Annotated in this window: 23 protein-coding genes; 6 read left to right on the top strand and 17 right to left on the bottom strand. The window is 68.5% G+C overall.

The window, feature by feature from the left end:
• Nucleotides 1–3: 3 nt before the first annotated feature.
• From bioF to ACF8LI_RS08630, 8 genes are all read right to left on the bottom strand, one after another.
• The gene (gene bioF, locus ACF8LI_RS08665; protein WP_017404246.1) at nucleotides 4–1,221 is read right to left on the bottom strand and encodes an 8-amino-7-oxononanoate synthase; all 1,218 of its coding nucleotides are present in this window, start codon (nucleotides 1,219–1,221) and stop codon (nucleotides 4–6) included.
• The gene (bioD, locus tag ACF8LI_RS08660) at nucleotides 1,218–1,919 is read right to left on the bottom strand and encodes a dethiobiotin synthase (protein ID WP_046984872.1); all 702 of its coding nucleotides are present in this window, start codon (nucleotides 1,917–1,919) and stop codon (nucleotides 1,218–1,220) included. The genes bioF and bioD overlap by 4 nt, the downstream gene beginning before the upstream one ends.
• Entirely contained in the window at nucleotides 1,916–3,238 is a 1,323-nt protein-coding gene (gene bioA, locus ACF8LI_RS08655; protein WP_065346165.1) for an adenosylmethionine--8-amino-7-oxononanoate transaminase, read from the bottom strand. The genes bioD and bioA overlap by 4 nt, the downstream gene beginning before the upstream one ends.
• 27 nt (nucleotides 3,239–3,265) lie before the next feature.
• Nucleotides 3,266–3,646, bottom strand: coding sequence for an aspartate 1-decarboxylase (panD, locus tag ACF8LI_RS08650; protein WP_016449047.1), 381 nt, complete (start codon nucleotides 3,644–3,646; stop codon nucleotides 3,266–3,268).
• A 150-nt stretch (nucleotides 3,647–3,796) separates the two neighbouring features.
• Complete coding sequence (locus tag ACF8LI_RS08645) at nucleotides 3,797–4,162, bottom strand: 6-carboxytetrahydropterin synthase (protein WP_016449046.1); 366 nt, start codon at nucleotides 4,160–4,162, stop codon at nucleotides 3,797–3,799.
• An 8-nt stretch (nucleotides 4,163–4,170) separates the two neighbouring features.
• Nucleotides 4,171–4,809 carry a 7-carboxy-7-deazaguanine synthase gene (gene queE / locus ACF8LI_RS08640; RefSeq protein ID WP_016449045.1) on the bottom strand — a complete coding sequence of 213 codons (639 nt, stop codon included), beginning with the start codon at nucleotides 4,807–4,809 and terminating at the stop codon, nucleotides 4,171–4,173.
• Between the two features lie 59 nt (nucleotides 4,810–4,868).
• A complete protein-coding gene (locus ACF8LI_RS08635; protein WP_026062089.1) occupies nucleotides 4,869–5,735 on the bottom strand; it encodes a segregation/condensation protein A in 867 nt (288 codons plus the stop codon).
• A gap of 75 nt (nucleotides 5,736–5,810) precedes the next feature.
• Nucleotides 5,811–6,014, bottom strand: a complete 204-nt coding sequence (locus ACF8LI_RS08630) for a DUF3460 family protein (RefSeq protein ID WP_016449043.1) — start codon at nucleotides 6,012–6,014, stop codon at nucleotides 5,811–5,813.
• A 46-nt stretch (nucleotides 6,015–6,060) separates the two neighbouring features.
• Between ACF8LI_RS08630 and bamE the strand changes: the two genes are divergently transcribed.
• Nucleotides 6,061–6,558, top strand: a complete 498-nt coding sequence (bamE, locus tag ACF8LI_RS08625) for an outer membrane protein assembly factor BamE (protein ID WP_209672181.1) — start codon at nucleotides 6,061–6,063, stop codon at nucleotides 6,556–6,558.
• 174 nt (nucleotides 6,559–6,732) lie between these two features.
• The gene (locus tag ACF8LI_RS08620; RefSeq protein WP_013803904.1) at nucleotides 6,733–7,383 is read left to right on the top strand and encodes a YitT family protein; all 651 of its coding nucleotides are present in this window, start codon (nucleotides 6,733–6,735) and stop codon (nucleotides 7,381–7,383) included.
• A gap of 2 nt (nucleotides 7,384–7,385) precedes the next feature.
• Here ACF8LI_RS08620 and ACF8LI_RS08615 read toward each other — a convergent pair whose 3' ends face one another.
• From ACF8LI_RS08615 to ACF8LI_RS08600, 4 genes are all read right to left on the bottom strand, one after another.
• Nucleotides 7,386–7,682: a hypothetical protein gene (locus ACF8LI_RS08615; protein WP_192367093.1), complete on the bottom strand. Its 297-nt coding sequence runs from the start codon at nucleotides 7,680–7,682 to the stop codon at nucleotides 7,386–7,388.
• 150 nt (nucleotides 7,683–7,832) lie between these two features.
• Nucleotides 7,833–9,899 (bottom strand): methionine--tRNA ligase, encoded by a 2,067-nt coding sequence (metG, locus tag ACF8LI_RS08610; RefSeq protein WP_392412382.1) that lies wholly within the window; start codon nucleotides 9,897–9,899, stop codon nucleotides 7,833–7,835.
• 139 nt (nucleotides 9,900–10,038) lie between these two features.
• Complete coding sequence (locus ACF8LI_RS08605; RefSeq protein WP_012203769.1) at nucleotides 10,039–11,277, bottom strand: patatin-like phospholipase family protein; 1,239 nt, start codon at nucleotides 11,275–11,277, stop codon at nucleotides 10,039–10,041.
• A gap of 56 nt (nucleotides 11,278–11,333) precedes the next feature.
• The gene (locus ACF8LI_RS08600) at nucleotides 11,334–11,894 is read right to left on the bottom strand and encodes a restriction endonuclease (RefSeq protein WP_034398227.1); all 561 of its coding nucleotides are present in this window, start codon (nucleotides 11,892–11,894) and stop codon (nucleotides 11,334–11,336) included.
• 138 nt (nucleotides 11,895–12,032) lie between these two features.
• Between ACF8LI_RS08600 and apbC the strand changes: the two genes are divergently transcribed.
• From apbC to ACF8LI_RS08580, 4 genes are all read left to right on the top strand, one after another.
• Nucleotides 12,033–13,124 carry an iron-sulfur cluster carrier protein ApbC gene (gene apbC, locus ACF8LI_RS08595; protein WP_012203771.1) on the top strand — a complete coding sequence of 364 codons (1,092 nt, stop codon included), beginning with the start codon at nucleotides 12,033–12,035 and terminating at the stop codon, nucleotides 13,122–13,124.
• A 19-nt stretch (nucleotides 13,125–13,143) separates the two neighbouring features.
• Nucleotides 13,144–14,103, top strand: a complete 960-nt coding sequence (locus ACF8LI_RS08590) for a LysR family transcriptional regulator (protein ID WP_392412381.1) — start codon at nucleotides 13,144–13,146, stop codon at nucleotides 14,101–14,103.
• Nucleotides 14,104–14,241: 138 nt separating this feature from the next.
• Nucleotides 14,242–14,568 (top strand): helix-turn-helix transcriptional regulator, encoded by a 327-nt coding sequence (locus ACF8LI_RS08585; RefSeq protein WP_013803898.1) that lies wholly within the window; start codon nucleotides 14,242–14,244, stop codon nucleotides 14,566–14,568.
• 47 nt (nucleotides 14,569–14,615) lie between these two features.
• Nucleotides 14,616–15,890: a type II toxin-antitoxin system HipA family toxin gene (locus ACF8LI_RS08580; protein ID WP_392412380.1), complete on the top strand. Its 1,275-nt coding sequence runs from the start codon at nucleotides 14,616–14,618 to the stop codon at nucleotides 15,888–15,890.
• A 13-nt stretch (nucleotides 15,891–15,903) separates the two neighbouring features.
• Here ACF8LI_RS08580 and ACF8LI_RS08575 read toward each other — a convergent pair whose 3' ends face one another.
• The 5 genes from ACF8LI_RS08575 to ACF8LI_RS08555 all read right to left on the bottom strand — a co-directional run bounded on the left by ACF8LI_RS08575 (nucleotide 15,904) and on the right by ACF8LI_RS08555 (nucleotide 21,809).
• The gene (locus tag ACF8LI_RS08575) at nucleotides 15,904–18,246 is read right to left on the bottom strand and encodes a molybdopterin cofactor-binding domain-containing protein (protein WP_392412379.1); all 2,343 of its coding nucleotides are present in this window, start codon (nucleotides 18,244–18,246) and stop codon (nucleotides 15,904–15,906) included.
• A 107-nt stretch (nucleotides 18,247–18,353) separates the two neighbouring features.
• Complete coding sequence (locus ACF8LI_RS08570; RefSeq protein ID WP_047474629.1) at nucleotides 18,354–19,031, bottom strand: N-carbamoylsarcosine amidohydrolase; 678 nt, start codon at nucleotides 19,029–19,031, stop codon at nucleotides 18,354–18,356.
• Complete coding sequence (locus ACF8LI_RS08565) at nucleotides 19,028–20,113, bottom strand: 2,5-dihydroxypyridine 5,6-dioxygenase (protein WP_392412378.1); 1,086 nt, start codon at nucleotides 20,111–20,113, stop codon at nucleotides 19,028–19,030. The genes ACF8LI_RS08570 and ACF8LI_RS08565 overlap by 4 nt, the downstream gene beginning before the upstream one ends.
• A 50-nt stretch (nucleotides 20,114–20,163) precedes the next feature.
• On the bottom strand, nucleotides 20,164–21,009 hold the full coding sequence (locus ACF8LI_RS08560; RefSeq protein ID WP_392412377.1) for an alpha/beta fold hydrolase: 846 nt from the start codon (nucleotides 21,007–21,009) through the stop codon (nucleotides 20,164–20,166).
• An 11-nt stretch (nucleotides 21,010–21,020) separates the two neighbouring features.
• Nucleotides 21,021–21,809 carry an Asp/Glu racemase gene (locus ACF8LI_RS08555; protein WP_012203777.1) on the bottom strand — a complete coding sequence of 263 codons (789 nt, stop codon included), beginning with the start codon at nucleotides 21,807–21,809 and terminating at the stop codon, nucleotides 21,021–21,023.
• Between the last annotated feature and the right edge of the window lie 19 nt (nucleotides 21,810–21,828).

Genomic DNA, 21,828 nt, shown 5'->3' with positions numbered 1-21,828 from the left:
GATTCAGGGCAGGGGTGGGGCCAGGCGCGAGACCTCGTCCAGCGCCGTCAGCAGCAGCTGCACGTCGATGCGCGTGTGGGAGGCCGACAGCGCGATGCGCAGCCGCGCCGTGCCTTCGGGCACGGTGGGCGGGCGGATGGCGGGCACCCACAGGCCGCGCTCGCGCAGGCCTTCCATCACGGCCAGGGCCGTGGCGTTGGAGCCTATGACCAGGGCCTGCACGGCGGTGCGCGAAGGCAGCAACTGCCAGCCCGTGCGCGCCAGCAGCGGCGTGAGGCCGGCGCGCAGCTCGGCAATGCGTTCGGCCAGGGACTCGCGGCGCTCGTCCTCGGCCTCGATCAGGGCCACGCTGGCCTGCAGCGCGCTGGCCAGCATGGGCGGCGCGGCGGTGGCGAAGATGTAGCTGCGCGTCTTTTGCAGCAGCCACTCGACCAGCATGTCGCTGCCTGCGACAAAGGCACCGGCCACGCCAGCGGCCTTGCCCAGGGTGGCCATGTAGAGCACGCGGGGCGAGGCGTTTGCGCCCGTCAGTCCCGCCTCGGCCAGGCTGCCCCGGCCCTGGGGGCCCAGCACGCCGAAACCATGCGCGTCGTCGAGCAGCAGCAGTGCGTCGTACTGCTCGCACAGCGCCAGCAGGCCGCGGATGTCGGCCACATTGCCGTCCATGCTGAACACGGCATCGCTGATGACCAGCTTGCGGCGGGCCGTGCTGGCGGCCAGTTGCGCGGCCAGGTCGCCCAGGTCGGCATGGGCATAGCGGTGGACCTGGGCGCGCGACAGGCGGGCGCCGTCGATCAGGCAGGCGTGGTTGAGCGCATCGGAGAACAGGGCATCGCCCGCGCCCACCAGGGCCGGCACGATGCCGGCATTGGTGGCGTAGCCCGCATAGAAGTAGAGCGCGCGCGGCAGTTGCACGAAGTGCGCCAGCTGTTCCTCCAGCGCGGCGTTGGCCGTGCTGTGGCCGCTGACCAGGGGCGAGCCGCCCGAGCCGACGCCAAAGGCCTGGGCGCCCGCGCAGGCGGCGCGCACCAGGGTGGGGTGGCCGGCCAGGCCCAGGTAGTCATTGCTGCAAAAGGCCAGCATGGGGTGGCCGTCCACCTCCATGTGGGCGCCGCTGGCGGCGCCCTGCAGCGGCGCCGTGGCGCGGCGGCGGCGGCGCAGGTGGGCCGCGTCGAGCTCGGCGATGCGCGCGGGGATGTCGTCCAGCCAGGAGCCGCTCATTGCCATTGCTCCGGCAGGGTATAGGTGGTGGCGCGCGGGTCGGGGTGCTGCTGGAAGGGGATATCGGCCAGCAGCGGCGCCTGCAGTTGCCGGTCCAGGTGCTGGCGCAGCCAGGCCATGTTTTCCTCGGGCACCAGCATGGCGGGGTCCACGCGGCTGGCAATCCAGCCGGCCAGGCGCAGGCCGCGTGCGCGGATGGCCTCGGCCGTGAGGGCGGCGTGGTTCAGGCAGCCCAGCCGCAGGCCCACGACCATGACCACGGGCAGGTCCAGCGCGCAGGCCAGGTCGGCGCCCGAGAGCTGGTCGGACAGCGGCACGAGAAAGCCGCCCGCGCCTTCCACCACCACGGCGTCGGCCTGTTCGGCCAGGCGCCGGTAGCTGTCCACGATGTGTGCGATCTCTATGGAGCGGCCCGCGCGCTGCGCGGCGATGTGCGGCGACATGGGATCAGGCAGCAGCACGGGGTTGTCCAGTTCGGGCGGCACGGCCAGGGTGGAGGCGGCGCGCAGCGCCAGCGTGTCCTCGTTGGCCCAGCCGCCCTGGCCGTCGGGCTCGGCGCCTGCGGCCACGGCCTTCATGCCCACCACGCGGGCATGGTGGCGGGCCAGCGCATGCAGCAGCCCGCAGGAGGCCAGGGTCTTGCCCACGCCCGTGTCGGTGCCGGTGACAAAGCAGCCAATGGTGCGGTGGGCGTTCACGAATGGTTCTCCTGGGCCAGGGTGTCTTCAAGGGCGGCCAGCGCGCTGGCGGCCAGGTGCTGCACGGCCTCTTCGTCCAGCAAATAGGGCGGCATGGCGTAGAGGGTGTTGCTGATAGGGCGCAGCAGCAGCCCGCGCTCCAGTGCGGCTGCGCTGTAGCGGCGCGAGAAGTCGGGCAGGGAGGTCTGCACATCCCAGGCCCAGATCATTCCCTGGCGCCGTGCGTGGCGCACGCGGGCGTGCTGGTTCAAAGGGGCGAAGGCGCCGTCAAGCCTTTGCGCCAGCGCGAGGTTGGCGTTGATGGCATCGGTCTGCTCGAACAGCTCCAGCGTGGCCAGGGCCGCGCGGCAGGCCAGCGGGTTGCCGGTGTACGAGTGCGAGTGCAGGAAGCCGCGCGCCACGGAATCGTCGTAGAAGGCGGCGTAGACGGTCTCGGTGGTCAGCACGGCCGACAGGGCCAGCGTGCCGCCCGTCAGGCCCTTGGACAGGCAGATGAAGTCCGGCCGTATGCCGGCCTGCTGGTGGGCGAACATGCTGCCCGTGCGGCCGAAGCCCACGGCGATCTCGTCCACCACCAGGTGCACCTCGTAGCGGTCGCACAGGGCGCGCGCCAGGCGCAGGTACTCGGGGTCGTGCATGGCCATGCCGGCCGCGCACTGCACCAGCGGCTCGACGATGAGGGCGGCCGTCGTCTCGTGGTGCTGCTCCAGCCACTGGCGCAGGCCTTCGGCGGCGCGCCGTGCCACATCGACCGGGCTTTCGCCGCCTTGCGCGCCGCGTGCATCGGGGCTGGGCACGGTGTCGGCCAGGCGCACCAGGGGGGCATAGGCTTCGCGGAAGATGGGAATATCGGTCACGGCCAGCGCGCCCACGGTTTCGCCGTGGTAGCCGCCGGCCAGGCCGGCAAAACGGCTCTTGGCGGGGCGGCCCAGGTTGCGCCAGTAGTGCGCGCTCATCTTGAGGGCGATCTCGGTGGCCGATGCGCCGTCGCTGCCGTAGAAGGCGTGGCCCAGGCCGGTGAGCGTGGCCAGTCGTTCGGACAGCTCCACCACGGGCGCGTGCGTGAAGCCGGCCAGCATCACATGGTCCAGCCGGGCGAGCTGGTCGGTGAGCGCGGCCTGGATGTGCGGATGGCTGTGGCCGAAGAGGTTGACCCACCAGGAGCTGACGCCATCCAGGTAGCGGCGTCCTTCGGTGTCGTGGAGCCAGGGCCCCTGGGCGCGCGCGATGGCGATGGGGGGCGCGGCCTCGTGCCGCTTCATCTGGGTGCAGGGGTGCCACACAGCCGCAAGGCTGCGGGCGGCAAGCGATTGAGTCATCGCGCGATTGTCACACCGCAGCGCAGCTCACAGCTGCTGCGTGGGCACGTGGTGGCGCAGCTCGACCTGGCGGTTGGCATCGTCCACGAAGACCAGCTGGGGCCGGTGCTCGGCCACGTCGGTCTCATGGACCTGGGCAAAGGACGCAATGATCAGCAGATCACCCACGGCAGCACGGCGCGCGGCCGAGCCGTTGACCGAGATCATGCCGCTGCCGCGCTGGCCCTTGATGGCATAGGTGACGAAGCGCTCGCCGTTGTCGATGTTCCAGATGTGCACCTGCTCGTTCTCGACGATGTTGGCGGCGTCCAGCAGGTCCTCGTCGATCGCGCAGGAGCCTTCATAGTGCAGCTCGCATTGCGTGGTCTTGACGCGGTGGATCTTGGATTTGAGCAGGGTGCGGAACATGTTTTGTCTCTCGAGGGGGCGCTTGGGCGCGATCTTGACGGTGGCGGGGACTGGCAAAAAAAGCCACCAAGTCTATCTGCGAACCGCCAAACCCATGATGGCCGTGGAGTTGCTCTTCGGGGGCGGCTCTCTGGCAGGTCTGGCTTGAGGTCAGCCCAGATCCAGCACGCAGCCATCGCCGATGCTGTCGCGCCATACGCGGATGCGGCTGGGAGCGGGCTGCAGGTCGGCCAGGGAATCGGCAATGAACAGGCACAGGTTTTCCAGCGTGGGCTTGCCCAGGCCGGGGATTTCGTCGAGGAAGCGGTGGTCCAGCGCGTCGCCCAGGGTCTTCAGGCGCGAGCGCAGGTAGCCCAGGTCGATCACCATGCCGTTGTCCGGGTTGCGCGGGCCGGTGACGCTGACTTCGGCGTAGTAGGTGTGGCCGTGGATGCGGCGGCTGCTCTCGGTCTCGATGGCACGCTCCAGCGTGTGGGCGGCGTCGAAGAAAAAGCGCTGGTGAACGGTGAACTGCATGGCAAAAATCAGCGGATGCCGGTGAGCTTGTGGGTCTGCAGGCTCAGGCGCCAGGCCGGGTGCTGCAGGCATTGCGCTATGCAGGCGGCCGTGTTGTCGGCCTGCAGGACGTTGTCCATGGGCTGCAGGAAATAGTGGTCGAAACGGGTGCCGGCCTCGATGGCCTGCAGATCGAAGCCGGGCTGCGGCCAGACCAGCTTGAGCTCCTGGCCGCTGCGCTGCACCCAGTCGGCGCCCGCCTTGGGGCTGATGCACAGCCAGTCGATGCCCTCGGGCGCGGCCACAGTGCCATTGCTTTCCACGGAAATGCGAAAGCCGCGCGCATGCAGGGCCGCGATCAGGGGCTCGTCCACCTGCAGCAGGGGCTCCCCCCCGGTCAGCACCACCATGCGGTGCCGGCTGTCGCCGGCCGGCCACTGGGACAGGATGCGTTCTGCCAGGGCGTCGGCCGTGGCGAACTTGCCGCCCAGCGTGCCGTCGGTGCCCACGAAGTCGGTGTCGCAGAACTGGCAGATGGCGCTGGCGCGGTCCTGCTCGCGGCCGGTCCAGAGGTTGCAGCCTGCAAAGCGGCAGAACACGGCCGGCGTGCCGGCCTGGCCGCCCTCGCCCTGCAGGGTGTAGAAAATTTCTTTGACGCTGTAAGTCATGGTGCATGGAGGCCGGTGGTGCCGGCCTGTCGGTGTGCGCGTGCCTGTGTCCGTGCCCGCTAGACGGGCGTATAGGCCAGGCGCACGTAGATGGGCGCAAAGGCTTCGGCCTGGGTGATCTCGATCAGCGTTTCCTTGGCCAGCTCCAGCAGGGCGATGAAGGTCACGACCAGCACGGTCGATCCCTTCTCTGGCTGGAACAGGGTCTCGAACTCGACGAAGCGCCGGCCCTGCAGGGCCTTGAGCACCTGGCTCATGTACTCGCGCACCGAGAGTTCCTCGCGCGTGATCTTGTGGCTTTGCACAAGCTTGGCACGCTTGAGAATGTCGCGCCAGGCCGATTGCAGCTCGGCCACGTCCACATCGGGGAAACGCGGCTGCAGGTTCTGCTCGATATGGACCTGGGCCCGGAGGAAGTCGCGCCCGTAGTGCGGCACCTGGCCCAGCTGTTGGGCAGCGAGCTTGATCTGCTCGTACTCCAGCAGGCGGCGCACCAGTTCGGCGCGCGGGTCCTCGGCTTCCTCGCCATCGTCCTGCTTCTTGGGCGGCAGCAGCATGCGCGACTTGATCTCGATGAGCATGGCCGCCATCAGCAGGTACTCGGCCGCCAGCTCGAGGTTGCGGCTGCGGATTTCGTCGACATAGCGCATGTACTGGCGCGTCACGTCCAGCATGGGAATGTCGAGGATGTTGAAGTTCTGCTTGCGGATCAGGTACAGCAACAGGTCCAGCGGCCCTTCGAAGGCTTCGAGGAAGACCTCCAGCGCATCGGGTGGGATGTACAGGTCCTGCGGCAGGGCGAACAGCGGCTCGCCGTACAGGCGCGCCAAAGCCACCTGGTCGATCACGACCGGTGAATCGTCGCCAGGAGCGGGGGATGCGGCGCCGGCGCCCGCAGGCGCCAGTGCGGACTCAGCCTCGGCCATGCCTTGCTGCGCAGGCATCAGCTGCATGCGCACGGTGCCACAGCGAAACAGGCTGATGTGTCATTGCAGCCGAAATCAGGAGTTCGTCTGGTAGACGTAGGGTTTCTGGTCCACGCGGCCGGCGCGCAGGTCTTCCCAGACTTCGTGGTTCACGTCCTTGTCCCACAGCAGCGAGCGGCCGGCCAGCTGCTGGCTGGGCAGCTCGGGCTTTTGCTTCTTCAGCTCGTTGATGAAGTTCGTGGCGTCGGAACGGTAATCGGGGCGGCGAAAGAATGACATAGACTGATAACCTCTTGAATCGCGTGATTTTACCGGGACACCGCCGATGAACCTAGTCTCCCGTCTTCTGGGGGTTGCCGTGGCCGTGATGGGCATGCTCTCGCTGCCCGGCTGCGATCCCCAAAACATCAAGGAACTCGAAGAAGGCCTGTCCACCGAGGCCGACGTCCGCGCCCGCTTTGGCGAGCCCGAACGCATCTGGACCGAGCCCGACGGCTCGCGCACCTTCGAGTACAACCGCCAGCCCGCCGGCAGCCGCAACTACATGATCACCATCGGCACCGATGGCCGCATGAGCGCGCTGCGCCAGGTGCTGGCGCCGCACAACTTCGAGAAAATCCGCCCCGGCATGGACGAGGAGCAGGTGCGCCGCATGCTGGGCAAGCCTGCCAAGGTCACCACCTACCAGCTCAAGCAGGAAACCGACTGGGACTGGAACTACATCGATCCCCCCACGCGCGACATGGAGTTCACCGTGACCTTCGGCCCCGACGGCCGCGTGCTGCGCAGCGCCGGCCGCGAGAAACTGCACGGCGGCGCCTGACAGCAGGCCCTTGCAAGTTCCTGCAAGCATCCTGCGATGCGCTGTACCCTGCACGCCACAGCGCGCCGGGGCAACAATCTCTAGAATCCGGGTTTGTACCTATGACACCCCATGGGTACGGTGAAGGCCCCGAACCGGGGCCTTTGCGACGATAGATCTGTCATCACCCCGACAATGTCCACGCCTTCCCTACCCGCTGCCGCGCCCGCTGCGCCTGTCCCGGCCACCGCTTCGCTGCGCCATGGCCTCTTCGAGGATGTCCAGGCCCTCTTCACCGGAACCCTGTTCGTGGGCATCGCCATGATGATGTTCGCCCAGGCGGGGCTTTTGACGGGAAGCACGGCGGGCCTGGCCTTCGTGCTGCACTACGCCACGGGCTGGCCGTTCGGCCTGGTCTTCTTCGCGATCAACATTCCGTTCTACTGGTTTGCCTGGACGCGCGTGGGCCGCACCTTCACGGTCAAGACCTTCATCTGCGTGGGCGCGCTGTCGCTGATCACCGAAATGGGGCCGCGCCTCATCCACATCGACTACCTGCACCCGGCCTTTGCCGCCATTGCGGGCGGCCTGCTCATGGGCTCGGGCCTGCTGTTCCTGGCGCGCCACCGCTCCAGCCTGGGCGGCGCCACCATTGCCTCGCTCTATCTGCAGGACCGCTACGGCATCCGCGCCGGCAAGGTGCAGATGGCCATCGACTGCTGCGTGGTGCTGCTGGCGCTGTGGGTCGTGCCCTTCGAGCGCGTGGCCTGGTCGGTGCTGGCGGCCGTGGTCATGGGCGTGTTCCTGGCCGTGAGCCACCGGCCCGGGCGCTACGCGGGGCAGTAGCCTCAGGGCGTCAAAGGCTGCCCATCGGGCGTGCGGTAGCGGACCGTGATGCCGCTGTTGTCTGCGGCTGCCCCGTCATCGCTCATCGCATCGACGGCCTTGCCCACTCCCTTGCCGACGATCTTGACCGTGCCCACGGCCGCATCCGCGGCCAGCCCCACGGCAGATGCCGTGACGCTGACCGCCGTGGCGGTCACGGCCACCACGGTGCAGCCGGACAGCAGGGCGGTGGCGCACAGGCAAAGAAAAGCCCCCAGGGCCGGGGACCGTGAGGGCTTGCGGGACTTTGCAGACTTCATGATTGTCGTCCAACACACTGTGCGCAATCTTTGAAACCGGCAGAGCCTAAGTCAGGGACGCCGAGGAAGGGCCGCCCCGCACCGAGGGTGTCGCCGGGTGCCCGTATGCCCCCCTTCAGGGGGAAGGCGCGAAGCGACTCAGGGGGCATTTCAATGTATACGCATGCCAGGTGTGGCACCGGGGAAGGGCTCCAGCACGTAGATGCCGGGGTTGGCCTTCTCATCGGCGTGGCTGGCTGCCAGCACCATGCCTTCGGAGATGCCGAACTTCATCTTGCGCGGCGCCAGGTTGGCCACCATCACGGTGAGCTTGCCCTGCAGCTGCTCGGGCTGGTACATGCTGGAGATGCCGGAGAACACGTTGCGTGTCTTGCCTTCGCCCACGTCCAGCGTGAGCTGCAGCAGCTTGGTCGAGCCTTCCACGGGCTTGCATTCCACGATCTTGGCGATGCGCAGGTCCACCTTGGCGAAGTCGTCGATGCTGATGGTTTCGGCAATCTCCTCGCCGCCGGGCAGGACCTTCTCGACCACGGGCTCGGGGGCCTCGAACAGGGCCTCCAGCTGCTTGACGTCCACGCGCTGCATCAGGTGCTTGTACAGGCCGATGGCATGGCCGGCGCCCAGCAGGCTCTGTGCGTCGGCGAACTGCAGCGGCGCCACGTTCAGGAAGCCTTCCACCTGTTCGGCCACGGCCGGCAGGATGGGCTTCAGGTAGATGGTCAGCAGGCGGAAGGCCTCGATGCAGGTGGTGCACACGTCCTGCAGGCGGGCGTCCATGCCTTCCTGCTTGGCCAGCTCCCAGGGCTTGTTGGCATCCACGTATTCGTTGACGCGGTCGCACAGCTGCATGATTTCGCGCACGGCGCGGGCCGTGTCGCGGTTCTCGAAGGCCTGGACAACGGCCTCGCTCTGGCCGCGCAACTGGGCCAGCAGGGCCTGGCCGTCTTCGCTGACCGTGCCCAGTTGGCCGCCGAAGCGCTTGGCGATGAAGCCGGCCGCGCGCGAGGCGATGTTCACGTACTTGCCGATCAGGTCAGAATTGACGCGGGCCATGAAGTCATCGGGGTTGAAGTCGATGTCTTCATTCTTGCCGTTGAGCTTGGCGCCCAGGTAGTAGCGCAGCCACTCGGGGTTCATCTGCAGGCCCAGGTACTTGAGCGGGTCCAGGCCGGTGCCGCGGCTCTTGCTCATCTTCTCGCCGTTGTTCACGGTCATGAAGCCGTGCACGCAGATCTTGGTGGGCGTCTTGCGGCCGCTGAACTTCAGCATGGCGGGCCAGAACAGCGTGTGGAAGGTGATGATGTCCTTGCCGATGAAGTGGTACTGCTCCAGCGTGGGGTCGGCCATGTAGGCCTCGTAGTCCTCGCCACGGCGGTCCAGCAGGTTCTTGAGCGAGGCCAGGTAGCCCACGGGCGCGTCCAGCCAGACGTAGAAGTACTTGCCCGGCGCATCGGGGATCTCGATGCCGAAGTAGGGCGCGTCGCGCGAGATGTCCCAGTCGCCCAGGCCCTCGCTGGTCGTGCCGTCCGGGTTGGTGCGCACGCCGAACCATTCCTTGATCTTGTTGGCCACCTCGGGCTGCACATGCTGGCCGTCCTGGGTCCACTCGGTCAGGAACTCCACACAGCGCGGGTCCGACAGCTTGAAGAAGAAATGCTCCGAGCTCTTGAGCACGGGCTTGGCGCCGGACAGCGCCGAGTAGGGATTGATCAGGTCGGTGGGCGCGTAGACGGCGCTGCAGACCTCGCAGTTGTCGCCGTACTGGTCCTTGGCATGGCAGCGCGGGCATTCGCCCTTGATGAAGCGGTCGGGCAGGAACATGTTCTTCTCGGTGTCGAAGAACTGCTCGATGGTGCGCGTCTCGATGAAGCCGGCAGCCTTCAGGTCCCTGTAGATCTGCTGGGCCAGCGCGTGGTTCTCGGGCGCGTCGGTGTTGTGCCAGTTGTCGAAGGCGATGTGGAAGCCGTCCAGGTACTGCTTGCGGCCTGCGGCGATGTCGGCCACGAACTGCTGGGGCGTCTTGCCGGCCTTCTCGGCCGCAATCATGATGGGCGCGCCGTGGGCGTCATCGGCGCCCACGAAGTTGACCGCGTTGCCCTGCATTCGCTGCGCACGCACCCAGGTGTCGGCCTGGATGTATTCCATGATGTGGCCGATGTGGAAGTTGCCGTTGGCGTACGGCAGGGCGGTGGTGACGAAGAGTTTGCGTGCGGTCATGGATGGCGGCTTTCTCGGGGGAACCTGACATTCTAGAAGGGCTGGGCGGTTGTGGGGCGGCGATGGCTTTTCCGTGCAGGCGGACATACGGGGGAGTTGTTGCGGGCCTTCGCTGCGCCAGGCCTGTTGGCTGCAGGCGTCAGCTGGCGACCAGCGGGCGCTGCCAGCCCAGGAACTGCTCGATATCGCTGCGCCGCGCCAGCGCGTCGCGCCGGCCCAGGGCCATGAGTTCGCGGGTGAAGCTGCGCTCGAACAACAGGTAGCTGGCCAGGGCGGCGCCGCGCGGGTCGCTGGCGTCCTGGCGCACGCCCAGGGCACCCAGCAGGGTGCGCATGGGCAGCGGCAGCTGGCCCACATGGCGCGCGGCGATGGCGTCTATGCGTTCGGAGGGCGAGATGACCAGCAACTGCAGCGGGCGCAGCCGGCTGCGTTCGCGGTCGGCGGGCGGGATCAGGGCCAGGGTCTGGTTGATGCGCTCGGCGCGCTCCACGTCCAGGGACAGGGCGTCCAGGAAGATGCTCGACAGCGTGTGGCCCGCGATGTGGGCCAGCGACGGGTAGCTTGCGCCTTCCGGCGGCGGCCTGGCCGGCGGCTCGGTGCGCCGGCCCGCGCCCACGACGAGGATGCGCTCTGCGCCCAGGTGGATGGCGGGCGCCAGCGGCGCGGTCTGGCGCATGGAGCCGTCGCCGAAGTATTCGGTGGCGCCGTCCAGCGGCAGCGGCGTGGCCGGAAAGATGAAGGGGATGGCCGAGGAGGCCAGCAGGTGCGCGTGCGTGATCTGGGCGGCTGCGGCCTTGCGCTGGTTGCGCACCCAGGGCTGGAGCTGGTCCTGCGCCTGGCAGAAGGTCACGTGCTCGCTGGTGGTGTAGCTGGAGGCGGACACCGCCAGCGCGCGCAGGTGGCCGTCCGCGATCAATTGCGGCAGGCGCTCCAGCGGAACCAGGCCGCGCGACAGCAGCCGGCCCAGCGGCTGGTTGTCCAGCAGCGAGCGCGGGCGCATGCGGCCCCAGCGCGCCAGGGCCCAGCCCAGCGACAGCAGGGTCAGCCAGCGCGCGCCGCTGCGCAGCACGCTCAGCGAGTCGGACAGGTAGATGTCCTCGGGCCGCAGGTTGCGCCAGATGCGCGACATGCGGCGCACGGCCCGGTCGAAATGGTCGCTGCCGCAGGCCAGGGCCGCCGCGTTGATGGCGCCGGCCGAGGTGCCGACCAGGATGGGAAAGGGATTGGGGCCATGCTGCTGGCCGCAGGCGCGGCGTATCTCGGCAATGGCCTCCAGCACGCCGGCCTGGTAGGCGGCGCGGGCGCCGCCGCCGCTGAGCAGCAGTCCGGTGCTGGGAGGAGGGAGGCTGGAGTCGGGTGAGGGCGCGGCATCGGGCATGCCTGGAGTGTGCCGCGCGCCGGCCGTCATCAGATCGGGGGATGACCCCGAAGGGATCAGGCCTTGGCCAGCAGGGAGCCCAGGTCCTTGCCGGAGATCAGGGCGATGCCCTGCTGCTTGGCCCAGGCGGCTGCATTTTCGGCCGGCGGCTGCAGCGACAGGTAGCAGACCGTGGCCGCATCGCGCGCCTGGCCTGCGGCCAGCAGGGCGCGCAGCGGCTCCATGCCGTGCACGCCGGCCTTCCAGCGCTTGGCGCTGGCCACGGTGGTGCGGCCTTCGCGTTCCAGCACGAAGTCGGCGCCGTCCTTGTCGGACAGGCGGGTCACGGTGTAGCCCTCGGCCTGCCAGGCGCGATCGAGCCGATCGGCGAACTCGCGCCAGCTTTGCTGGGCGGCGATCTCCAGAGCCTGCTCCACCTTGGCGGGGCTGGGCGCGCGCAGCTGGCGCCAGGCGGCAACGCAGCCTATGCCGAAGAAGGGCAGGGCGGTGATGGCGGCGAACGGCGCGATGTCCTTGGGCAGCAGCGCCGTGGACACCAGGGTCACCAGCGCGGCCAGCGCGATGCTGATCCACCAGCGCGAGCGCAGCAGGATCGCGAACAGGGAGTTGTGGGCCATCTTGAATTTCACGGGGCGGATCTTTCGCGGAAAAAGGCGGGAACAGGGGCCACAAAGGCAGCAAGGCCCGCATTGTCTCGCGTGAGCGAGGGGATGGTGCCTTGGATAGACTATCCGGCTCTAGGAGTAATCAAAGCAATGGCAGTCACAGAACAAGCGCTCTTGGCCGCGCTCTCCAGCGTGCTCGACCCCCACACCGGCAAGGACTATGTGAGCACCCGCGCCCTGCGCAACCTGCAGGTCACGGGGGCCGACGTGGCCTTCGACGTGGAGATGGGCTATCCGGCGCAAAGCCTGGTGCCGGCGCTGCGCGGCCAGTTCGTCGCGGCGGCCAAGACCGTCGAGGGCGTGGGCAATGTCTCGGTCAACATCACGTCCAAGGTCGCCGCGCATGCGGTGCAGCGCGGCGTGCAGTTGCTGCCGGGCGTCAAGAACATCATCGCCATCTCGTCCGGCAAGGGCGGCGTGGGCAAGAGCACGACCACGGCCAACCTGGCGCTGGCGCTGGCCGCCGAGGGCGCGCGCGTGGGCATCCTGGACGCCGACATCTACGGCCCCAGCCAGCCCATGATGATGGGCATCTCCGGCCGTCCCGAAAGCCCCGACGGCAAGACCATGGAGCCCATGGAAAGCCATGGCGTGCAGGTCATGTCCATCGGCTTCCTGGTCAACAACGACCAGGCCATGATCTGGCGCGGCCCCATGGCCACGCAGGCGCTGGAGCAGATGCTGCGCCAGACCAACTGGAAGGATCTGGACTACCTGCTGGTGGACATGCCGCCCGGCACCGGCGACATCCAGCTGACGCTGGCCCAGCGCGTGCCCATGACGGGCGCCGTGGTCGTCACCACGCCCCAGGACATCGCGCTGATCGACGCCAAGAAGGGCGTGAAGATGTTCGAGAAGGTGGGCGTGCCCATCCTGGGCCTGGTCGAGAACATGGCGGCCCACGTCTGCACCAACTGCGGCCATGTGGAGCACATTTTCGGCGCCGAGGGCGGCAAGCAGATGGCGGCCGAGTACGGCATCGACTACCTGGGCGCCCTGCCCCTGTCGCTGCAGATCCGCCTGCAGGCCGACAGCGGCAAGCCCACCGTGGTGGCCGAGCCCGACAGCGAAGCCGCGCAGATCTACAAGAAGGTGGCGCGCGACCTGGCCGTGAAGGTGGCGCTCAAGGCACGCGATTTCACGAGCAAGTTCCCCACCATCACGGTGAGCCAGGGAACCTGACCCTTCTGGCGCTGCCGGCATGAACCTGCTGACCTCGATGCGGTATCTGGCGGCGCTCAACGAGCACCGCCATTTCGGCCGCGCGGCGCTGGCATGCCACATCACCCAGCCGGCGCTGTCCAATGCGCTGCGCGCGCTGGAGGAGGAGTTCGGCACGGTCATCGTGCGCCGGGGCCGCTCGTTCGCGGGCTTCACGCCCGAGGGCGATCAGGTGCTGGCCACGGCCCTGGCCATGCTGCGGGCCGAGGAAGGCCTGCGCCAGGAACTGAGCGCCGCCGCCGGCGCGCTGCGCGGGCAGCTGCGCATGGCGGCCGTGCCCACGGCCATGCCCATGCTCACGCGATTTGCGGCCCTGCTGCGCGAGCACCATCCGGGCATCACGCCCGTGGTGCTGTCCATGAGCTCGGCCGAGATCGAGAGCGGGCTCGAAGACCTATCGCTGGACCTGGCCCTGGGCTACAGCGCGCGCATGCCGCCGCGCGGCCCGCGCCTGCAGTCCTGGCATCAGTACGAGGAGCATTACTACCTGCTGTGCCGCGAGTGCCGCAATGGGCAGGGCGAGGGCCGGCCCTTTGCCTTTGGCGCCGACATCGCCTGGCGCGAAGTGGCCGGCATGCCGCTGTGCCTGCTCACGCCCGACATGCACAACCGCACGGTGATCGACGAGGCCTTCGCCGCCGTGGACATGGCCGTGCAGCCCGCCATGGAAACCAACTCCGTGCTGACCCTGGTGATGGCCGTGGCGCAAGGAACGGATGGCATGACCACCGTGCTGCCGGGCGCCATGGTGGCCACGGTGCGCCACATGCCGGGCCTGGTGGCCCGGCCGCTGCGCTCGCCCGAGCTGGTCACGCCCATAGGCTTCATGGCCCAGCAGGGCGTGGCGCCCACGCGCGCGCTGCAGGCGGCGCTGCAACTGCAGGACGACGCCGGTTGGCGTGCGCAGTGCCTGCGGCATGCGGGGGCGCTGGCGGGTTGAGCGCCCTTCGCTGGAAGCAGCGACCGGGAGTGCTGTCTGTTGGGTTTCTTCCGGCACAGGCAAGCATCGTTCAAAGGCCGTAATATCATTCATATCAGAGCGCTTGCATGCCGCAAGCACTCGTATGAGAATATTTTGATGGCAACTGCAACCAATCTTCCCGTTGATCGGGCCATCAAGGCACTGGGCCAGAGCATTGAACTGGCGCGGCGGCGGCGGGGGCTGTCGCAGGCCGATCTGGCATCCCGCATGGGCGTTTCGGTCAGCACCGTGCGCCGCCTGGAAGATGGCCACCCCGGAATTGCGCTTTCCTATCTGGCAAGTGCCCTGCAGGTCTTCGGTGAGTTGGAGAAATTGCGCCTGCTCCTGGACACCCCGACCGACTCCGTCGGATTGGCACTGATGGATGCGCAACTGCCTGCGCGCATCTACAGCAAACGCCGCAAGGCACCCAAGGCGTTCTGAAGGGCGAATGCGACATGGTGACGCGCTCCGCTGGAATGGTCCACAACATGAAGTCGGAACTGGACGTGTGCCTGGGCAAGGCGGGCACGGCCGTGGGCAGGCTGGTATTCGTGCGCAACGGCATGCGCATGTTCACCCAGTTCACCTACTTCCAGGACTGGCTGGGTCACAAGGATGCGTTCAACGTCTCCCCCGATCTCGCGCTCACGCCGATCTACCAGACGCGCAAACCAGAGACCCGGGAGGACTCCTTGTTCTTCCTTGCGCTGGGAGACACGGAGCCGGATGCCTGGGGGCGGCGTGTCATTGCCCGTGCGCATGCCAAGCGGCGGGAGAAGGACCCGGCTCTTGGGGCACTGACCGAACTCGACTACCTTTGCGCCGTCGATGACTTCAGCCGGATGGGCGCCCTGAGGTTGCGCAGTGCGCAAGGCGTCTATCTGGAGTCCGTACGCGCAGGGCAGACTGCGACGCCTCCGATGCTGGAACTGGAGAAAATGCTCGCCTCCTCGAGGGCCGTGGAGCTCGGCAGGGAGTCGGCCCAGGATCTGGCCTACCTGCGGGGCAAGGCGACCTCGCTGGGAGGCATGCGCCCGAAGTGCAGCATCCTTGATGAAAAGGGGCATTTGGCGTTGGGGAAATTCCCCAGCGTTCAGGACGATCGCAATGTGACGCGAGCCGAAGTCCTGGCGTTGAAACTGGCACGCCTGGCCGGCATTGATGCTGCACAAGCCCATGTGGTTGCCGTGCAAGGCACACCTGTGGCGGTCATCCGCCGTTTCGACCGTGGGCCCGGGGATACGCGCATTCCCTACATATCCGGCGCCACACTGCTGCAGGCGAGTCGGCAGCATGAACACGCGTACACCGAGGTGCTCGCGCAGATGAAAGGGCTGAGCGCGAACTACGTGGATGACGCGCGGCAGCTATGGCGGCGCCTGGTGTTCCATCACCTCATCACCAATGTCGATGACCATCTGCAAAACCTGGGGTTCCTCTATGTAGGGGACAACCAATGGCAGCTTTCCCCGGCATTCGACATCAATCCCATGCCGGAAAAGAACCGTGAGTCCAAGACATGGTTGAGCGAAGACACAGGCCCTATCACCAGCATGGCGCAGTTGATGGGCCAGGCCTCGCAATTTTCACTGAGCCGCGACCAGTCGCTGGAGATCGTGCGCCAGGTTGTCGAGGCTGTGTTGCAGTGGCGCGTGCTGGGCCTGTCTGCAGAGGTTGGAATGACCGCGCAGGAACTCGATGAGTTTGCCCTGGCGTTCGACCACCCAGACCTGGATGACGCCAGGAAACTGGCGGGCCTGTGAGGGCCTGGACGGTTTAGGCCGGCTGTGCCCGCTGGCCTGCCAGCGCAGTCTCTGGCGTGGCGTTCAGCGCGGCATTCAGTGCGGCGCGCACCACGTCGGGCGTGAAGGGCGCGGCGTAGAAGCGCCGGCCGGTGGCGTCGAACAGCGCATTGGCCAGCGCGGCCGGGCCGGGGACCGAGGCCGATTCGCCAGCGCCCATGGGGGGCTCGTCCTGGCGCGGCATCAGCACCACTTCGATGGGGGGCAGGTCGCGGAAGCCGATGATGGGGTAGCTGCCCCATTCGCGGCTGGCCACGCCTTGCTCGTTGAAGGCGACCTTCTCCATCAGGCTGCGGCTCAGGGTCTGGATGACGTTGCCGTGGATCTGGTGGCGCACGCCGTCGGGGTTGACCATCATTCCCGTGTCCTGGCCCACGACCAGGCGCCGCACGGTGATGCGGCCGCTGGCGGGGTCTACGTCGATGTCGATGACCCAGGCGGCCCAGGCCGCGCCGAAGCCGGGAAAGCGGCTGTGGATGTAGCGCGCATAGGCCACGCCGCGCCCGTGCAGCAGACCGTCGGCGCCGGGGCGGCCCCGGCTTCCCGGCTGGTTTTGCTGCCAGCCCGCGTGGCGGGCCGTGGCCTCGATCAGCTCGACGGCGCGCGGGTCATCAAGGTGACGAACACGGTAGTCCACGGGGTCGGCGCCGGCCGCATGGGCCAGCTCGTCGATCATGCAATCGTGGGCAAAGGAATTGGGCAGGGCCGAGACGCCGCGCAGCCAGGATGAGCGCACGATAGGCGCCATGTCATGGCAGGTGATGCGCTGGCTGGCGTAGCGGTAGGGCGGCACGGCGGTGCGGTCGCCCATCTCCAGCGTGCGCGGCTCGCCCGGGATGCGGCCGGTGAGCAGCAGGGCCAGCAGCGGCGCGTCGTTGGAGGGGTAGCGCACGGCAAAGTCGTAGGCCAGCAGTTCGCCCCGGGCATCGATGGCCGCGCTCACGTCCATGAGCTGGGCCGTGCCCTTGGGCTCCCACTGGTGTTCCTGCTCGCGCGTGAGCTGTACGCGCACGGGCGCGCCCACGGCCATGGACAGCAGGGCGGCGTCGGCGCAGACATCGTCGGCGCAGTTGCGGCCGTAGCAGCCGGCCGCCTCCAGGCGCACGATCTCGATGCGGTCCTCGCCCAGTTGCAGCAGGCGGTCCAGGTCGGTGCGCAGCATGTGGGGGTTCTGCGTGCCGGCCCAGAGCTTGAGACGGCCCCCGCTGAAATCGGCCACGGCGCAGGACGGGCCGATGGAGGCATGCATCTGGTAGGGCCAGACGTAGCTGCGGCGCAGTTCGGTGGCCGCACCCGTGCCGACGCCCGCGAAGGCATCGTCCACAGTGCCCTGGTCCACCAGCGAGCGGTGCTGGGCGGGATTGGCGCGTATCGCCGCAGCCAGATCGGATAAGTCAGGCGCCGGCGGCACGGCCTGCCATTGCACGCGCAGCGCGCGCATGGCGGCAATGGCCTGTTCCTCGCGGTCGGCGACCACGCCGACGAAGTCGCCTTCGGTGACCACCTGCACGTTGCCGGGCAGGTGGGCCACGGAGTCGCGCTCCACCGCCACCAGGCAGCGGCCGATGAAGCTGCCGCCGTCGCGGCCCGGGTGCGGAGGGCGGATGACGCGGCCATGGCGCATGCCGGGCACGCGCACATCGTGCACAAAGCTCAGCTCGCCCGTGGCCTTGGCGGGGATGTCCACGCGCGCCGCGCCACGGCCGACGAGCCGGTATTCGCTGGCGGGCTTGAGCTTCACCTCCTGATCGGGCGGGGCCAGCGTCAGCTGCAGCTGCTGGCCGCGCAGCAGATCGCCATAGCCGAGTTCGCGGGCATCGCTGCCATCGGCAAAGCGCACCAGGCCTTCGCGCGCCTGGAGCCGGTCTGCCGCCACGCTCCATTGCTGCGCGGCCAGTGCCAGCAGTTGCTCGCGCGCCTGGGCGGCGGCGCGGCGCAGCGGCACGGCCGAGATCTGGATGCTGGCGCTGGCAATGGTCGGGCCCTGGTTGGGTGCGGCGGCCGTGTGGCCCAGCACCATGTCCAGGCGCTCCAGAGGCACTTCGAGTTCTTCCGCCACGATCTGCGCCAGGGCCGTGCGTATGCCCGTGCCCAGGTCCACATGGCCGTTGAAGGCCAGGGCGCGCCAGCCCTGGGGCGCGGCTTCGTCGGCCAGCACGGCCACGAAGACCTCGGGCGTGGATTGCACATAGTCGGTGGCCGTGCCGGGCTGGCCGGGCGCAGGGCGCGGCGGCGCCACGGGCTGGCGCACCACGAGCAGGGTGTCGGCGCGCGTGAGCAGCTGTGCGTGCAGGGCTTGGGGCTGGGGCAGGTTCATGGGGCGGTGTTCTTCGCGGGCACGCCTTCAGGCGTGCCCTGTGCATGTTATGCACTCCGGGGCCGGCTGCGCAGGGCCGGCCCCATAGGCGCGTTGGCGCGGTGGGATCAACCTGCGGCGAGGGCGTCGGTGTCGGCGATGGCCTGGCCCAGCGGCATCACGGCCGCGTACTTCTGGGCCATGTCGAACAGGTTGGCCTCGTGCGGGCCCAGGGCGCGGTCGCCGCAGCAGTCGGCCACCACCAGCGGGCGAAAGCCCGACTGCATGGCATCGACCACGCTGGCGCGCACGCAGCCGCTGGTCACGCAGCCGGCCACCAGCAGGGTCTGCACGCCGCGCTGGGCCAGCCAGGGTGCGAGCATGGTGCCGAAGAAGGCCGAGGGCGTGCTCTTGCGCACCACGTATTCGCCAGCGGCCGGGGCCAGCTGGGGCACGATGGCGCTGTGGGGGCTGTCTTCCTTCAGGGTCAGCATGCCGGGCACCTTCAGGCAGAAGATGTTGTGGTCGGCATCGTCGTCCGAGAACACGATGCGGCTGTGCGCCACGGGCCAGCCGCGCTCGCGCGCATGGGCCAGCAGGTGCTGCGTCTGCGCGATGGCTTCGGGGATGTTGCCGCCGCCGAAGACGGCCGGGTCGGCAAAGCCGTTGACGAAGTCGATGATGAGCAGGCCGAACGGGGCCTTGAGCGGCAGCGGTGTGCCGAAGCCCTGGCGTGCGTAGGCAGAGATGTCGCCCTGCACGCCCTCGGTGGGAACGCTCTGCGTGCTGGTGGTGGCGGTTGTCATGCGATGTCCTTTCCTTGCTTGGACCTTTTGGCGGCGCGCGCCAGTCCTTCCTCGTCCTGCACCACGCCGTTGATGACCGTGGGCTTGCCATCCAGCGCCACCGAGCAGTGGCGCATGGGGATGTCGATGTGGCAGGCCGTGGTGCGGCTGCCCCCGGCCTCGTTGTTGGGGCCCATGGACCACAGGAAGTTGCCCTCGAAGGCACGGGCGTCCATGCCGATGTGGGTTTCCTTGTTGTAGTGGGCCAGCATGGACCAGTGGGCGCGCGGCTGCAGCCCCCAGCCGATGTGGGAGACGGCATAGGCCTCGGGGTCCTCGTAGGAGGCCATGTACTCCTTGAGGATGTCGGCCTGCAGGCCGCCGCTGATGCGCGTGACGTAGCCCTTTTCGATGACGAGTTCGATGGGCTCGGTCACGTAGTCCTTCATGGGCAGCAGGATGTCGCCCCGGTCCAGCACCACGCGGCCGTTGCTCTCGCCCTCGTCGGGCCAGGTCAGCACGAAGCCGCTGGGCCAGTGATCCCAGCGGCCGGGCTGGTCCACGAAGCCGTATTCGCAGATGGCCGGGAAGCTGCCCAGGCGGCAGCGCAGGTCGGTGCCCGCGGCCGAGGTGATGTGCATCTGCCCGGCCGCCTCGATCCGCTTTGCCGCGGCCTGCACGCGCGTGCGGTCGCCCTCGGTGGGCACCAGGCGGCACAGCACCTCGGGCGGCTCCACGGCCAGCAGGATCTTGGTGCCGGTCTGCAGGATCTCGTGCTGCTCGGGCGAGAACAGCAGCGTCATCAGGTCCAGCACCAGGTCGCTGGCCTTGAGCGCGGCGATGGCGGCGGGGTTGCCGGTCAGCGGCGTCGTGCCCAGGTAGGCCAGCGAGTCGCGGCTCAGTGATTTTTCGGCATTGACGGGCGGCAGGTCCAGGCGGTTGACGCGCGCACCCATTTCGCTGGAGGCGGCAATGGCGCAGCGCAGCGTCTGCGGGTGCGTGTCGGCGCCCGTGAGCACGGTGACGGTCTGGCCGGCTTCGAGCCGGGACAGCGTGAGCACCTGCTTCCAGGCGTGGATCAGATCGATATCGCTGACGGACATGGCCGGCTCCTTGGTGTCGCGATGGATGGGAGTGGGCTGCGGTTGGACATTCAGTCCACCCGCGCGCCGAGGAAATCGCCCAGGGCCGAATAGAACCCGGCCTCGTTGTCCCAGGGAATCATGTGGCCGGCATTGGGCACGCGCACATGCTCGGTCTGGGGTGCCAGGCCTTGCCACTCGGCCACGTCCTCGCTGCGCACCACGTCGCCGCGCTCGGCCGTGACCAGCAGCAGCGGGTGCTGGATGCGGGGCAGGTCGGCATGGATGTCGTCACGGCCGAAGTCCTCGAAGCTCTGCACGATGGCCGGCTCGTGGCAGGTGTGCAGCCACTGGGCGCGCAGCTGGCGCTGCTCTTCGGTCCAGGTGGGGCAGAAGGCGCGCATGGCCTCGGCATCCATGCCCAGCGTGGCCTGGCGGATGGAGTCCACATACCAGGGCAGGGCGGCCGGGTAGGCGCGGCGGCCGGGGCCGGAGACCGGCGGATCGACGATGACCAGGCGCGTGAGCCCCACCGGCTGGCTGCGCGCGGCGCGCACGGCGATGCGCCCGCCCATGGAGTGGCCGACCAGCGCCCAGCGCTGCAGGCCCAGGGCCTGGGCGAAGGCGGCCACGTCGGCGGCCTGGGCATCGAGGCTGTAGTCCAGGCCCGGGCCGGAGGACGACAGGCCGCGCCCGCGCACGTCCAGCACATAGGTGTCGAACTGGCGGCCCAGGTGCTCGGCCACGAAGCCCCAGGTCACGGCCGGGCTGGTGATGCCGGGGATCAGGATGACGGCGTCGCGCTGCGCGCGTTCGCCCTCGGCGCCGCCGTAGCGCAGGTAGTGCTGGCGGATGCCGTTGGCATGGACGTTGCCGCCGTAGCGGAATGTGCTGGGGGTGCTGGGGGTGCTGGTCATGCGTGTGTTCCTCAGGCCTTGGCTGCGCTGGTGCCGGTGTCGTAGGGGTAGGCGCCCGACAGCAGCGCGCCCGCGCCCGGCACCACGGGGTCCAGCCCCAGTTCCTTGAGGATGGCATAGGTGGTGGCGATGGAGGCGGTCAGCACGGGCTTGCCGGTCTGGGCCTCGACCTGGGCCACGGCCGGCAGCGAGGGCATCTGCACGCAGGCCGACAGCACGATCACGTCGGCGTCGGCGTAGTTCATGCCGGCCACGATGCCGGGCAGCTTGGCGGGGTCGTGGCGGCCCACGTCCAGGTTGTCGGGGATCTCCAGCGCGCGCCAGTCCACGATCTCGAAGCCTTCGGCGGCCACGTAGTCCATGACCAGCTGGGTCAGCGGAATCATGTAGGGCGCCACCAGGGCGATCTTCTTGGCGCCCATGACCTTGAGCGCTTCCACCAGCGCGCCGGCGCTGGTGATCACCGGGGCGGTGGCGCCATTGCTGGCCGTGCGCTCGGTCAGGCGCTGCTGCGAGACGCGGTGGTAGCCCTTGCCCATGGCCATGATGGCCACCAGGCAGGCATAGCCCAGCACGTCCACGCGCGCGTCGCTCAGCTCCAGCGCGCAGCGGTCGCTTTCGGCGTCCATGGCGGCCAGTTCCTCCTTCTGGACCTTCTTCATGCGCATGCGGCTGGAGTGGAAGGTGAAGCGGTCCTGCGGGCGCAGCGTGGAGTGGGCCTGCAGCATGGCCGGCACCTCGGTCTCCATGGTGGTGTTGGAGCTGGGGACGATCTGGCCGATGCGGAACGTTTTGGTCATGGACTTGCCTTTGCGAAGT

Source organism: Delftia sp. WSY_12 (genome assembly GCF_043104645.1).
Taxonomy (GTDB): Bacteria; Pseudomonadota; Gammaproteobacteria; order Burkholderiales; family Burkholderiaceae_C; genus Comamonas; species Comamonas tsuruhatensis.
This window is presented reverse-complemented; position numbering and strand designations above follow the sequence as displayed.

What these genes read in the sequence shown, in the direction of transcription:
- bioF (WP_017404246.1), bottom strand. Translation starts at nt 1,221, where the DNA reads ATGAGCGGCTCCTGGCTGGACGACATCCCCGCGCGCATCGCCGAGCTC.
- bioA (WP_065346165.1), bottom strand. Translation starts at nt 3,238, where the DNA reads ATGACTCAATCGCTTGCCGCCCGCAGCCTTGCGGCTGTGTGGCACCCC.
- panD (WP_016449047.1), bottom strand. Translation starts at nt 3,646, where the DNA reads ATGTTCCGCACCCTGCTCAAATCCAAGATCCACCGCGTCAAGACCACG.
- ACF8LI_RS08645 (WP_016449046.1), bottom strand. Translation starts at nt 4,162, where the DNA reads ATGCAGTTCACCGTTCACCAGCGCTTTTTCTTCGACGCCGCCCACACG.
- queE (WP_016449045.1), bottom strand. Translation starts at nt 4,809, where the DNA reads ATGACTTACAGCGTCAAAGAAATTTTCTACACCCTGCAGGGCGAGGGC.
- ACF8LI_RS08635 (WP_026062089.1), bottom strand. Translation starts at nt 5,735, where the DNA reads ATGGCCGAGGCTGAGTCCGCACTGGCGCCTGCGGGCGCCGGCGCCGCA.
- ACF8LI_RS08630 (WP_016449043.1), bottom strand. Translation starts at nt 6,014, where the DNA reads ATGTCATTCTTTCGCCGCCCCGATTACCGTTCCGACGCCACGAACTTC.
- bamE (WP_209672181.1), top strand. Translation starts at nt 6,061, where the DNA reads ATGAACCTAGTCTCCCGTCTTCTGGGGGTTGCCGTGGCCGTGATGGGC.
- ACF8LI_RS08620 (WP_013803904.1), top strand. Translation starts at nt 6,733, where the DNA reads ATGTCCACGCCTTCCCTACCCGCTGCCGCGCCCGCTGCGCCTGTCCCG.
- ACF8LI_RS08615 (WP_192367093.1), bottom strand. Translation starts at nt 7,682, where the DNA reads ATGAAGTCTGCAAAGTCCCGCAAGCCCTCACGGTCCCCGGCCCTGGGG.
- metG (WP_392412382.1), bottom strand. Translation starts at nt 9,899, where the DNA reads ATGACCGCACGCAAACTCTTCGTCACCACCGCCCTGCCGTACGCCAAC.
- ACF8LI_RS08605 (WP_012203769.1), bottom strand. Translation starts at nt 11,277, where the DNA reads ATGCCCGATGCCGCGCCCTCACCCGACTCCAGCCTCCCTCCTCCCAGC.
- ACF8LI_RS08600 (WP_034398227.1), bottom strand. Translation starts at nt 11,894, where the DNA reads ATGGCCCACAACTCCCTGTTCGCGATCCTGCTGCGCTCGCGCTGGTGG.
- apbC (WP_012203771.1), top strand. Translation starts at nt 12,033, where the DNA reads ATGGCAGTCACAGAACAAGCGCTCTTGGCCGCGCTCTCCAGCGTGCTC.
- ACF8LI_RS08590 (WP_392412381.1), top strand. Translation starts at nt 13,144, where the DNA reads ATGAACCTGCTGACCTCGATGCGGTATCTGGCGGCGCTCAACGAGCAC.
- ACF8LI_RS08585 (WP_013803898.1), top strand. Translation starts at nt 14,242, where the DNA reads ATGGCAACTGCAACCAATCTTCCCGTTGATCGGGCCATCAAGGCACTG.
- ACF8LI_RS08580 (WP_392412380.1), top strand. Translation starts at nt 14,616, where the DNA reads ATGAAGTCGGAACTGGACGTGTGCCTGGGCAAGGCGGGCACGGCCGTG.
- ACF8LI_RS08575 (WP_392412379.1), bottom strand. Translation starts at nt 18,246, where the DNA reads ATGAACCTGCCCCAGCCCCAAGCCCTGCACGCACAGCTGCTCACGCGC.
- ACF8LI_RS08570 (WP_047474629.1), bottom strand. Translation starts at nt 19,031, where the DNA reads ATGACAACCGCCACCACCAGCACGCAGAGCGTTCCCACCGAGGGCGTG.
- ACF8LI_RS08565 (WP_392412378.1), bottom strand. Translation starts at nt 20,113, where the DNA reads ATGTCCGTCAGCGATATCGATCTGATCCACGCCTGGAAGCAGGTGCTC.
- ACF8LI_RS08560 (WP_392412377.1), bottom strand. Translation starts at nt 21,009, where the DNA reads ATGACCAGCACCCCCAGCACCCCCAGCACATTCCGCTACGGCGGCAAC.
- ACF8LI_RS08555 (WP_012203777.1), bottom strand. Translation starts at nt 21,809, where the DNA reads ATGACCAAAACGTTCCGCATCGGCCAGATCGTCCCCAGCTCCAACACC.